The sequence below is a fragment of the Salegentibacter holothuriorum genome, from assembly GCF_900168045.1.
GTDB classification, from domain to species: domain Bacteria; phylum Bacteroidota; class Bacteroidia; order Flavobacteriales; family Flavobacteriaceae; genus Salegentibacter; species Salegentibacter holothuriorum.
This window is the reverse complement of record NZ_FUYY01000001.1, coordinates 221,233-233,716: the sequence shown is the minus strand read 5'-3', so window position 1 is coordinate 233,716 and position 12,484 is coordinate 221,233. Positions and strand designations below refer to the sequence as shown.

At 36.8% G+C, this 12,484-nt stretch carries 14 protein-coding genes; 13 read left to right on the top strand and 1 reads right to left on the bottom strand.

What is annotated here, in order from left to right:
* Positions 1 to 93: 93 nt before the first annotated feature.
* The 12 genes from B5X51_RS01090 to B5X51_RS01035 all read left to right on the top strand — a co-directional run bounded on the left by B5X51_RS01090 (position 94) and on the right by B5X51_RS01035 (position 10,975).
* The gene (locus tag B5X51_RS01090) at positions 94 to 573 is read left to right on the top strand and encodes a lipocalin family protein (RefSeq protein ID WP_079719020.1); all 480 of its coding nucleotides are present in this window, start codon (positions 94 to 96) and stop codon (positions 571 to 573) included.
* A gap of 15 nt (positions 574 to 588) precedes the next feature.
* Positions 589 to 1,287: a YiaD family glycine zipper/OmpA-like lipoprotein gene (locus B5X51_RS01085; protein ID WP_079719019.1), complete on the top strand. Its 699-nt coding sequence runs from the start codon at positions 589 to 591 to the stop codon at positions 1,285 to 1,287.
* 75 nt (positions 1,288 to 1,362) lie between these two features.
* Positions 1,363 to 2,490 (top strand): NAD(P)/FAD-dependent oxidoreductase, encoded by a 1,128-nt coding sequence (locus B5X51_RS01080; protein ID WP_079719018.1) that lies wholly within the window; start codon positions 1,363 to 1,365, stop codon positions 2,488 to 2,490.
* Positions 2,487 to 3,206, top strand: a complete 720-nt coding sequence (locus B5X51_RS01075; RefSeq protein WP_079719017.1) for a methyltransferase domain-containing protein — start codon at positions 2,487 to 2,489, stop codon at positions 3,204 to 3,206. The genes B5X51_RS01080 and B5X51_RS01075 overlap by 4 nt, the downstream gene beginning before the upstream one ends.
* Complete coding sequence (locus B5X51_RS01070) at positions 3,203 to 4,255, top strand: type III polyketide synthase (protein ID WP_079719654.1); 1,053 nt, start codon at positions 3,203 to 3,205, stop codon at positions 4,253 to 4,255. Before B5X51_RS01075 ends, B5X51_RS01070 begins: the two co-directional genes overlap by 4 nt.
* Positions 4,249 to 5,043 (top strand): enoyl-ACP reductase FabI, encoded by a 795-nt coding sequence (locus B5X51_RS01065; protein ID WP_079719016.1) that lies wholly within the window; start codon positions 4,249 to 4,251, stop codon positions 5,041 to 5,043. Before B5X51_RS01070 ends, B5X51_RS01065 begins: the two co-directional genes overlap by 7 nt.
* A gap of 7 nt (positions 5,044 to 5,050) precedes the next feature.
* Entirely contained in the window at positions 5,051 to 5,518 is a 468-nt protein-coding gene (locus B5X51_RS01060; RefSeq protein WP_079719015.1) for a 3-hydroxyacyl-ACP dehydratase FabZ family protein, read from the top strand.
* Between the two features lie 84 nt (positions 5,519 to 5,602).
* Positions 5,603 to 6,865, top strand: coding sequence for a beta-ketoacyl-[acyl-carrier-protein] synthase family protein (locus B5X51_RS01055; RefSeq protein WP_079719014.1), 1,263 nt, complete (start codon positions 5,603 to 5,605; stop codon positions 6,863 to 6,865).
* Between the two features lie 124 nt (positions 6,866 to 6,989).
* A complete protein-coding gene (locus B5X51_RS01050; protein WP_079719013.1) occupies positions 6,990 to 7,244 on the top strand; it encodes an acyl carrier protein in 255 nt (84 codons plus the stop codon).
* Positions 7,241 to 7,804 carry a 4'-phosphopantetheinyl transferase family protein gene (locus tag B5X51_RS01045; RefSeq protein ID WP_079719012.1) on the top strand — a complete coding sequence of 188 codons (564 nt, stop codon included), beginning with the start codon at positions 7,241 to 7,243 and terminating at the stop codon, positions 7,802 to 7,804. Before B5X51_RS01050 ends, B5X51_RS01045 begins: the two co-directional genes overlap by 4 nt.
* A gap of 74 nt (positions 7,805 to 7,878) precedes the next feature.
* On the top strand, positions 7,879 to 8,595 hold the full coding sequence (locus B5X51_RS01040) for an MBL fold metallo-hydrolase (protein ID WP_079719011.1): 717 nt from the start codon (positions 7,879 to 7,881) through the stop codon (positions 8,593 to 8,595).
* A 358-nt stretch (positions 8,596 to 8,953) separates the two neighbouring features.
* On the top strand, positions 8,954 to 10,975 hold the full coding sequence (locus tag B5X51_RS01035; RefSeq protein WP_079719010.1) for an aconitate hydratase: 2,022 nt from the start codon (positions 8,954 to 8,956) through the stop codon (positions 10,973 to 10,975).
* A 144-nt stretch (positions 10,976 to 11,119) separates the two neighbouring features.
* Here the strand turns inward: B5X51_RS01035 and B5X51_RS01030 are convergent, their stop codons facing one another.
* Positions 11,120 to 11,425 (bottom strand): HPF/RaiA family ribosome-associated protein, encoded by a 306-nt coding sequence (locus tag B5X51_RS01030; RefSeq protein ID WP_079719009.1) that lies wholly within the window; start codon positions 11,423 to 11,425, stop codon positions 11,120 to 11,122.
* Between the two features lie 265 nt (positions 11,426 to 11,690).
* On the opposite strand from B5X51_RS01030, the gene B5X51_RS01025 reads away from it, so the two are divergent.
* Entirely contained in the window at positions 11,691 to 12,188 is a 498-nt protein-coding gene (locus B5X51_RS01025; protein ID WP_079719008.1) for a DUF4251 domain-containing protein, read from the top strand.
* Positions 12,189 to 12,484 lie beyond the last annotated feature (296 nt).

Sequence of the window (12,484 nt, the reverse complement as noted above, 5' to 3'; positions counted from 1 at the left end):
AAATAAATTAAATCCAATGTATTGCTCCAGATGTTCATCGGCAAACATTGGGTTTTTACATATAACCCTAATAATTCACACAAATAACTAATAATGAAAAAAATATTTATACTTGGCTTTGTAGCCGCAATTTTAGTGGCTTGTGGTCCCAGTAAAACCGCAAAAGAAGCCAGAAAAACGTTTAATGGCAACTGGACACTTACCAGCGTAACCTACCCAAACAGTTCTGGCGAATTTGATGTAACCTTATTAAATGACGCTAATGCCTCTTGCTTTGAAAATAGCAGCTGGAATTTTGTTTCTAACAATAATAGGGGAGCATATTCCGTTCAAGGTACTAATTGTAGCCAGGGTCAACGTTATTTTATCTGGTCTATAGACGAAGAAAACACGCCCCAAGGAATCTATGATTTCTTATTGAAACCCACAGATGAAGATTATAACTCAACAACGGGAAATCAAGGCTTTCGTATGAATTTAAAATCACTTTCAGAAAACCAAATGGTATGGGAGCAATCTGTTATGCTAGAAGGATCTCCGTTTGTGATTAGAATGAATTTTTCTAAACTTTAAATAAATCAATTTACTATGAAGACTACTATAAACAGAATGTTTGTTATTCTTTTTGCTTCAACCCTACTTTTTAGTTGTGAAGCCACTAAGAATGCGAATAATAAACAAAAAGGAGCCGTTATAGGTTCTACCGGTGGAGCCGTTATTGGCGGAGTTATTGGAAATAATACCGGTGATGGAAATACTGCACTTGGTGCCATTATTGGCGGAGTTGTAGGTGGAGCTGCCGGTGCAATTATTGGCGATAGAATGGATAAGCAAGCCAAGGAAATAGAACAGGAAATTCCTGGGGCTGAAGTAGAACGAGTGGGAGAAGGGATAAATGTTACTTTTGATGAAAGTAGCGGTGTGTATTTTGATACCGAAAAATATAATATCAACGCTAAATCCCAGGCAACGCTAAACAAGCTTGCTGATATTTTTAAGGAGTATCCAGATTCTAATATTCTTGTAGAGGGTCATACCGATAATACAGGAAGTGAAACTTATAATCTTACCCTTTCAAAAAATAGAGCGCAAGCTGTAACTAACTATTTAGTGAATAATGGATTAAGTAGTGGTAGATTTAATACCAAATGGTATGGGGAATCTCAGCCTAAATACGATAATTCAACTGCCGAAGGTCGTGCTAAAAATAGAAGAGTAGAATTAGCAATTGTTGCTAATGAAGAATTAAAAGAAGAAGCCAGAAGAAAGGCCGAAGAACAGAATTAATGTTTACGTTCTCAAACAAGTATTAAATCCCGGAAATTTCCGGGATTTTTTTATGCTTTTATTTATCTTCAACCAATGGCAGACTTTCAAGTAATTATTATAGGTGCGGGCCTGGCTGGTTTAACTGCTGCTATTCATCTTTCCAGAGCCGGAAAAGAGGTCTTACTTATTGAAAAAAAAGCCTATCCAAGACATAAAGTTTGTGGGGAATACCTATCCAACGAAGTGCTGCCTTATTTTAATTCGCTTGATATTGATCTTGAAAAAGACTTAAATCCCGTAAGAATTAAGAATCTGCTTTACAGTACTCAAAATGCAAAATCTATAGAAACGCCTTTAAACCTTGGCGGGATGGGATTAAGCCGCTATGCTTTAGATTGTTATCTTTTAAGTAAAGCTGAAGAAAGCGGAGCTAAAACTATTTTGGATTCTGTTGAAAATATCAACTTTAAAGATGATGAATTCAAAGTAACTCTATCATCCGGAAAAGAATTAACTGCAAATATTGTATTGGGCGCTTTTGGAAAAAGATCTAATCTGGATAAAAGCCTTAAACGTGATTTTATCCAGGAGAAATCATCCTGGCTTGCCGTTAAAGGCCATTACGAGTTTCCTGATTTTCCCGAAAACCTGGTAGCACTCCATAACTTTAAAGGAGGTTATTGCGGATTGTCAAAAACCGAGACCGGAGTAGTAAATGCCTGTTATATGGTTTCCTATAAAAGTTTTAAAAAGTATAAAAATACCGAGGATTTTAAAGAACAAGTACTATTTCAAAATAACTATTTAAAAGATTTCTTTAAAAATGTTCAACCGGTTTTTGAAAAAGATCTGAGTATTGCCCAAATTTCATTTCAGGAAAAATCATCGATTAAAAATCATATTTTAATGCTTGGTGATGCTGCCGGGCTAATTCATCCGCTTTGTGGCAATGGCATGGCAATGGCAATTCATAGCGGTAAAATAGCTTCGGAAGCAATTCTGAATAATTTTAAAGGAAAAAATATAGACCGAGAAAATCTTGAAAATGTATATCGGGAGAACTGGAATGCCAATTTCAGCAAAAGATTAAAAACAGGCCGAATGCTTCAAACAATACTAATAAATCCAATTTTAGCCTCAACTTCACAGAATCTGGTAAAAAATTTTCCGTACTTGTTAGGGAAAATTATCAGTAAAACTCACGGGAAGCCAATAATATGAGTATAGATACTTCAAAAAGAACCAACGCGGTTGAAATTATGGACGATTTTGACCTCAAAGGCCAGGAGCTCGATAAGACTTTACGGGATCTTGACAATATCAATAAATGGTTGGGCGGAAATAAGATCACTTTAGATGCGGTTAAGGCTATAGTTGAAGATCAACCAAAAACTAAAAAGATACATATTGCCGATGTTGGCTGCGGGAATGGCGCTGTACTAAGGGAAATCGCAAAATGGGGAAGAAAAAATGACTATAAGATTAAACTTACCGGCATTGATGCAAATACTCACGCGATTGAAATTGGAAAAAAATTATCTTCAAATTATCCAGAAATAGATTTTTTAGCTTTAGATATATTTAGTGAAGAATTCAAAGATTTTAGTTGCGACATTATCTTATGTACCTTAACCCTGCATCATTTTAAAAATGATGAGATCATAGAATTACTAAAACTATTTAACCAACAATCCACACTAGGTGTGGTTATTAACGATTTACATCGATCTAAGGCAGCCTATAGGTTATTTCAGGCATTTTGCGCTGTGTTTATTAATAATGAAATTGCCCGTAAAGATGGGCTTATTTCTATTTTACGCGGATTTAAAAAAGAAGAGCTAAAGGCTTTTGCAGAAAAACTTCCTCAAACCAAACATCAAATTAGCTGGAAGTGGGCATTTCGCTACCAGTGGATTATTCAGAAAGAAAAAATATGAGTATAAAAATTGTAGGCGTTGAAAAAGAATTACCGGAGTATTCCCGGGAGACCAAAGATATTCTTCCTCTCGTAGAAACCTGGCTGGAAGGGCAGGAGGATCGTTATCGCAGAAAAGTGCTGAAGATATTTGAGGGCGCTGCAGTAGATAAACGCTACTCTATTATGAAGCCAGAAGAAGTTTTTACGGCCACCTCCTTTGAAGACAAGAATGATATTTATGTAAGGGAAGTAAAAAAATTAGGTAAAAATGTACTTCAAAAAGCTTTGCAGAATAATGACTGGGAAGCAAACTCTATAGATTTTATAATCACCGTAAGTTGTACCGGGATTATGATTCCGTCTTTAGATGCTTACCTAATTAATTCTTTAAAGCTGAAGCAGGATGTAACACGCCTTCCCGTTACAGAAATGGGCTGTGCAGCAGGAATTTCAGGAATAATCTATGCCGCAAATTTTCTAAAAGCCAATCCCGGAAAACGTGCCGCGGTAATCGCAGTAGAAAGTCCCACGGCTACTTTTCAGTTAGACGATTTCTCTATGGCAAATATGGTGAGTGCTGCTATTTTTGGAGATGGCGCTGCCTGTGTGCTATTATCTTCTGAAGAAAACGCAACAGGTCCTAAAATTTTAGGTGAAGAAATGTATCATTTTTATGAAGCTACGCATCTTATGGGTTTCGATCTTACCAACCACGGACTCAAAATGATCTTAGATGAAAGTGTACCGCAAACCATAGCCTCCCATTTCCCTGAAATTGTACATCCATTCCTGCAAAAATTCAATTCTAATATGGAAAAAGTAGATCATCTAATATTTCACCCGGGTGGAAAGAAAATAGTGCAAACAGTTGAAGAACTTTTTGGTAACTTAGGGAAGAATATAGATGAAACACGAGAAGTGCTTCGGCAATACGGAAACATGAGTAGCGCAACAGTACTGTATGTGTTAGAGGAATTTATCAAAAAACAGCCAAAAGCCGGTGAGCAAGGCTTAATGTTAAGTTTTGGCCCGGGATTTTCGGCACAAAGAATTTTATTGGAATGGTAACAGATTTTAAAGATCGTAATTATTGGGCAATTATCTTAGGCGGAAGTACGGGTCTTGGTTTTGCTACAGCCCGAAAACTGGCGCATCACGGAATGAATATAATAATTATTCATAGAGACAGACGAGCCGATATTGCTGAAATTGAAGAAGCTTTTGAAGATATTAGAGAGCAAGATGTAAAGTTTGAAAGTTTTAATGTTGACGCCACTAATGCTGAAAAAAGAGGTGAACTTATTGAGGAAATCTCTGAAATTCTTGGAAAAGAAGGTAAAGTACGAACTTTAGTGCATAGTATTTCTAAAGGAAATCTTAAGCCAATGACAGGTGAAGAGCCTACTTTGGAAAATATAGATTTCCAGATTACTATAGATGCAATGGCCATTAGTCTTTACGATTGGACAAAAGCTATTTTCAAATCGGGACTTTTTGCAAAAGATGCCAGGATTGTTTCTTTTACCAGTGAAGGCAATAAAAAGGCCTGGGCTAATTATGCAGCTGTTTCAGCAGCAAAGGTTGCACTGGAAGCCATAACCAGAAGTATTGCCCTGGAGTTTGCTTCTCACGGCATTAGAGCAAACTGCATTCAGGCTGGTGTCACGGTTACCCGGTCTTTTCAAATGATTCCCGGTAATGAAACTCTGAGAGTACACGCTCTAAAGCATAATCCCTTTAAAAGACTTACTGTACCTAAAGATGTTGCAAATGTTGTCTATTTATTGAGTAAAGACGAAGCCAGTTGGATTACCGGAACCATTATTCCCGTTAATGGCGGGGAACACTTAAAATAAATACTGCGTGAATTATAACAATATCCTCCAAAAGCTGCCGTACACCAAACCATTTCTATTTGTAGATGAGTTATTAAAAGTGGATGAGAAATCTGCAGAAGGCCTCTATACCTTTCCGGTAGATTCCTTTTTTTATAAAGGTCATTTTAAGAATAATCCGGTAACCCCAGGCGTGATTTTAACCGAATGTATGGCGCAAATTGGTGTGGTTTCCCTGGGAATTTTTCTTCTTGAAGATCAGGTAAACGAATCACAGGAAATTGAACTGGCCATGAGTTCTTCGGAAGTTGATTTTTACCTGCCGGTTTTTCCGGGGGAAACGGTAAAAGTAGTTTCTGAAAAGTTGTTTTTTAGATTCAATAAACTAAAATGCGAAGTAAGAATGTATGATAAAACAGAAAAATTAATCTGTCGTGGAAAGATCGCCGGAATGATAAAAAGTAAACTAGCTGGGGACAATTCCAGGAAAAATTAAATAAGAAATTTATCGTTGGTTTCGAGTTAAGCCTCGGAACATTAAATCTCGATTATCGCGTAAAACTGTTTAGAAAGCTTTTTAATGAAAAAACGAGTAGTTGTTACAGGAATGGGAGTGGTTGCACCAAATGCGGTAGGTTTAGCCAATTTTGAAGATGCGATTCGTAATGGAGAAAGCGGGATTAGATTTGAAGAAGAACTGAAAGATTTAAACTTCAGTTGCCAGATTGCAGGAAAACCACAAATTTCAGAAGAAAAAATAGCAGAATATTTTACGCCCTTGCAGCTACGCGGACTCAATTCCAGCGGGATTGTTTATGGAGTAATTGCAGGAACAGATGCCTGGAAAGATGCAGGACTAAAAATTGAAGAGAACGAACAACCAGATTGGGACAGCGGAATCATTTTCGGTACAGGAATTTTAGGAGTTGATAAATTCCGCGAAGCGATTCATTTAATAGATGCCGGGAAAACCAGAAGATTAGGCAGCACCAGCGTGATGCAAACTATGGCAAGTGGAATTAGCGCTTATTTAGGCGGAAAATTAGGTTGTGGCAACCAGGTAACCACTAACTCATCGGCCTGTACAACAGGTACAGAAGCCTTGCTGATGGGTTTTGAAAGAATTGCCGCCGGGAAAGCCAAGCGAATGCTGGTAGGCAGTTGCAGCGATCACGGTCCATATATTTGGGGTGGTTTTGATGCGATGCGTATTTTACCTTCAAAATATAATGCAAATCCTACCGAAGCTTCCCGCCCAATGAGCGCATCAGCCGCCGGTTTTGTGCCGGGAAGTGGAGCAGGAGCATTGGTGCTGGAGGATTACGAAACGGCTAAAGCTAGAGGCGCAAAAATATATTGTGAGGTTTTAGGAGGAGCTGCGAATAGTGGAGGTCAACGTGGCGGTGGAAGTATGACCGCCGCCAATAGTGAAGCGGTAATTAGGTGTATTAAGGATGCAATTCAATTTTCGGGAATTTCAGCAGAAGAAATTGATGTGATTAATGGACATCTAACTGCCACGACAAGAGATACAACGGAAATAGAAAATTGGAAAACAGCCTTGAAAAATGATGATTTTCCGTATATAAATTCATTAAAAGGAATGACGGGTCATTGCCTTGCAGCTTCGGGAAGTATAGAATGTGTGGCCAGCGTGCTGCAAATAGATAAAAATTTTATCTTCGGAAACACTAACTGTGAAGATCTTAATCCTGAAATTTCAGCACTGATTTCCGAAGAAAAAGTGCCGCGTAAAACTTTAGAAAAACCTGTGAATATTCTGGCAAAATCCAGTTTTGGTTTTGGAGATGTAAACGCAGTGGTTATTTTTAAAAAGATATAAAATTCGGATTCAAAAAAAGTTATTAAGAAATGAAGCCAGCATGATGCAGGACGCAAATAATGCAACACAGAGCAATGATTATAAGACTGTGACAAATTCCCTTTGAGGCATAAACTTTAAACCAATGAAAGAAAAAGAAATATTAGACTCCCTAAAAAAAATTGTTAGCCCTTATGTTCAAAGAAAAGAAGGGCTGGAAAATTTTAATGAAGAAACCGATTTCATAAAAGACCTGGAAGTAAATTCGGCCAACCTGGTAGATGTTATTTTAGATGTGGAAGACGAGTTTGATATAGAAATAGACAACGATTCTATGAATGGAATGATGACTGTAGGCGATGCCAAAAACATCATTGAGCGCAAACTGGCTTCAGCGTGATAGGTAACGATATAATTGATCTAAATTTAGCACACAAACAAAGTAATTGGCAACGGCAGGGCTTTATTCAGAAGTTATTTACGGAAGAAGAACAAAGTTTTATTGAATGCAGTCAAAATAGGGAATCAAGCCTATGGCTATTGTGGAGTATGAAAGAAGCGGTCTATAAAGCTGTACAGCGAAAATATAAGCTAGATCGATTTTATAATCCCAGGCATTTTAATTGTACGTTGACTCAATTAACTTCAGAAAAGGCGAGGGGGGAGGTCTCCTTTAAAGATGAAGCTTTTGAAACAACTTCAGAATTATTCCCGAGTAAAATTCATAGTTATACTGCCAATACCGAGTTTTCATATTTTTCAGAAAAAGAAAATATTCGTTCCTTGCTGCTTCAAAACATAGCTAAACATTATTCTCTTCCATTAGCATCTATTAACATTAGTAAAAGTATACAGGGAATTCCATTTATAACTTATCTGGGTGATAATCTGCAAATTCCATTTAGCCTTTCCCATCATGGGAATTATTCAGCCTATGCGCTCTCGTTAAATATGTCCTAAAACCTGATTTCGGCATTGTGAAAGCCTCACCTTATTTGTATCTTGAAACAACTAATTATAAAACGATTTTGATTATGAAGACTGTTGATAAGATGGAAGTGCTGCACAGCCAAAGTGCCGAATTTGTTCAAAAAGGTGAAACCGGTAAATTTTTAAAATTAATACCGGATACTTTTATTATAAAAGGTGAAGAAAAAGATGGTGTTTTTAACCAGGGTTATGCCATTAGACATATAAATAGACAGGATATTTTACTTATTGATGTGGTTGAAGAAACTACCAAAGAGGCGGTAAAAAAACTGGTAAATGATGGCTATAAAATAAAAGGTATTTTAATTACCTGCGATCATATTTTAAAAGATGCCTACGCCGATTTAAAAACAATTTCTGAAGATGCCGGCGGCGCACCAATCTTTGCACATCCACGCAATAATTTTAAAGACAGTTTTAAAACAAAAGATATCACCGAAAGAAAAGGTGTGCTAAAAGACTTTGGTCTAAAAGTATTTGATCTGCCTGGAAACGGTGGAGCTTCTGTTATTATTTATTCTGAAGTTAATGATGGCATGTTGTTCCCGGGTGAAGATGCTGAAGGTTCTACTTATGATTCTGATCTAAATACTTTTAAAAGACCAAAAATGGATAAATCTAACGACGATTTTGGTTTGGCTGGAAGCTGGAGCGCTTTTGATGAAGAGTTCGCTTATTTATTCCCTAGAAAAGGGAAACCGGGCTTTAATATTGAAGAAGGTCAACAAACCGATATTTTAAATTCACTAAGTAAGAAATAAAAATATAATAAGCTGTTTCGAAAATAACCGGTAGAGTATTTCACAACCAGGAGTTCAGAATATTCCAATGGTTATTTTTCAAACGGCTTTTTAGAAAACTGCCATAAATAGGGAAGGAGTACCTTCTATATTTATGGCTTTTTTTATTTAGCAAAGTTTTACTCGATAATCGAGATTAAATGCTCGGAGGCTTGCCTCGAAATCAGATTATATTTTCCAATAACAATGCTTCGTGAGCTTGCCCCGAAGTTTTTCACTAATAAAGAAGTTAAGTCTTGGTTTTAAGATATAAGATAATGTTAAACGCGCTTACATATCCTATAAATTGTAATATTTTAAAGCTTAAAATTAACCAATTATGTCTAAATTAAACGTAACTCAAAAATTAATTAAGGAGCATTTACTCAAAGGAGAAATGATTCCGGGAAAAGAAATTGGAATAAAAATAGATCAGGCTTTGCTTCAAGATGCAACAGGAACACTCGTGCAACTGGAATTAGAAGCTATGGGATTAGATAAAGCACAAACAGAAGTTGCAGTTCAATATGTAGATCACAACTTACTGCAAACCGATTTTAAAAATGCCGATGACCATTTGTTTTTACTTTCAGCCGCGCAAAAATTCGGACTTTGGTATAGTAGGCCAGGAAATGGTGTAAGTCACCCTGTACATATGGAGCGCTTTGGTAAACCGGGAAAAACCATGGTTGGTTCAGATAGTCACACCCCTGCAGCAGGATCTTTAGGAATGCTCGCCATTGGTACTGGCGGACTTGATGTTGCGGCCGCAATTGCGGGCCAGCCTTATTTTGTGAAAATGCCCGAAGTATGGGGTGTTAAACTTACCGGGAATTTACCGGATTGGGTGAGTGCAAAAGATGTAATTCTTGAAATGTTACGTCGCCACGATGTAAAAGGTGGAGTTGGAAAAGTAATAGAATATTATGGTGATGGCCTTAAAAATTTAAGCGCTATGGATCGCCACGTGATTGCCAATATGGGTGCAGAACTTGGTGCTACAACCACTGTTTTCCCCAGTGATGAAGAAACAAAAAGATTCCTGAAATCTCAGAAAAGAGAGGACGACTGGAGAGAATTAGTAGCTGATGAAGGCTGTGAATACGATCTTCATGAAGAAATTATTTTAGACGATCTCGTTCCCCTTATCGCACTGCCAACCAGCCCCGGGAATGTTGTACCGGTAAGTGAAGTTGCGGGGAAACCCATTAGCCAGGTGGTTATTGGTTCTTCAGCAAATCCGGGATTAAGAGATTTCTGGATCGCGGGAGCTATTGTTGAAGATAAAGCGGTGAGTAGTGATGTGTCTTTTGATGTTAACCCAACCTCCAGACAAATAATTCAAAATATGATAGATAACCGGGCTTTTGCTAACTTAATAAAGGCAGGAGCTCGTTTTCATCAATCTGGTTGTATGGGTTGTATAGGTATGGGACAGGCACCTGCATCTGGTACTATTAGTTTACGTACCATGCCAAGAAACTTCCCGGACCGTTCTGGAACCAAGGACGATCAGGTTCATTTATGTAGCCCTGAAACTGCGGCGGCTTCTGCATTAACGGGTAAAATTACCGATCCCAGAGATTTGGAAAAACTTTACGATATGAAATATCCTAAGTTTGAATACCCCGAATTTCATATTATTAAAGATGATATGTTAGTAGCTCCGCCAGAAGACGGTTCTAAAGTTGAACTTCAAAAAGGGCCTAACATTAAATCGCTTCCATATATTGAACCTATGCAAGATCATTACAGCGTTCCTGTTATGCTAAAAATGGGAGATAATATTTCGACTGATGAAATTTTGAAGGCAGGAGCAGAGGTGCTGCCATTTAGAAGTAACCTACCGGAAATTAGTAAATTCTCCTATACAGTAATTGACGAAACCTTCTATGATCGTGCAATGAAAGCTAAAGGAGAACACGGTGGGCATATAGTTGTGGCAAAAGATAATTATGCACAAGGTTCCAGTAGGGAACATGCTGCTATTGCCCCAAAATATTTAGGCCAGGTGGCGGTGATTGCCAACAGTTATGCAAGGATTGCATGGCAGAACCTGGTAAACTTTGGAATTCTTCCCTTAGAGTTTATCGACATTTCAGACTTCGATAAAATAGAACAAGACGACCAGGTGATCTTTAAAAATCTTAGGGAAGACATTAAAAACCGTAATAATATTAAGGTCATTGTAAAAAAAGCTAATGGCGAGAAAGTGTCTTTTGAAACCAGGCATAGTATGAGCGATAGGCAAATTAATATTCTAATGAAAGGTGGAATAATCAACGAATTTAAAGAACGTATTGAGGCCAATGAACTTGGTGAAGGCCAGGCTATGGATGCTGATGAAACTGATACTAAATAAGAATTCCCTTTGGAATTGGTTCAGCTTAGATACTGAAACAGATTTATAAAAAATTGAAAAACCCTGATGTTTTTAGCATCAGGGTTTTTTATGCATTAAACTAAAATTTACGCGATAATCTAGCGCGAGATAGTTTATTACTGTTTAATTAGCATGTGTTTTCATTTGGCTTTTTTTCTTAGCCAATTGCCTATCAAGATCTTTTACAGTTTCTGCTGTCGCAGCCTCGTAAGAATTTTCGTTAGATTCGGCAAAAAGTTGTGGCCCTGGAACACTTAATTTAATATTACATATATAGCCATTTGGATCTTGCCCTTCTTGCTTTTTAAAATAAACTTCAGCTCTAACGATAAAATCGTATTTCACTTCTAATTTATCCAATTTTTTTTGTGCGAATTCCTGTAGGCTTTCACTTTTTTCTAGTTTTACAAACTGATATATTGCTTCCATAAATAATAATATTTTGTAGTGCCAAGAAACCTATTATTCACCGATTATACAAACAATTAAGCCATTCTTAGGAAAGGTTTAAGAATGTTTTTAAGTAAATTACTTTCAGTCAAGTCAACTAGACATTTAATACATTTTTTTTAGGTTTCGAGACAATCCTCGGAGCATTTAAATCCCGATTATCGATTAAATAATTTAGAATTCTATTAAGATTAAACTCCTTTTAAAGTTCGTAACTTGTATTAACACCTTGATAATAAAATATATGAGACGGTATTCACACTATATAATTATAATACTATCACTAATTCTATTTCAAAATTGCGGTAGTAGCGTAGATGCTGCCAAAGTGGAAAAAACCAATCAATTGGTAGAAAGTCGCCAATTTGAAATAGAACACGACTGGTTAAACCCCATGAGTGGTAGTCGTATTAACCTTATTGGGAATCCGAACTTCATAAGGTTTAAAAAAGATTCAGTGAATTTGTTTCTACCATTTTTTGGAGAACGCTTTTCCGGAGGTGGTTATAATAATGAGGGTGGTATTATATACAATGGACCCTTAAAAGATCTTGAAATTAGCAGAGATAATAAAAACACACAAATCATTGAATTTTCGGCCAGGCAGGATAGTGAAGACCTGGATTTTACCATCAACATTTATCCCGAAGGAACTGTAAATACCAGGGTAAATAGTAGCCAGCGTTCCTTTATTTCCTATCAGGGCAAAATAGGTAAGCTTAAAGAGAAGGCTAAGGAATAGTTCTAAATAAATAGTAGATCTGGGATTAAATTTTCTATTTTACATAATATAAATTATAGTGCAAATATAATATATGAGTAAAACGGCGAATAGAACTTTTTCTGTTCTATTTTACATAGATGCAGATATAGCGCCTTTAGATCTATATCGTCAGCATTTATGTAACAGCGGTTTTATTTTACAGGGCACGTTTTTTATCGATCAAAACATTATGAGATATATTCAGCTATTTTGATTATAGCTATTTAATTACAACACGAATACCACGTATTTTATACAATACCTCAAGTATCCAA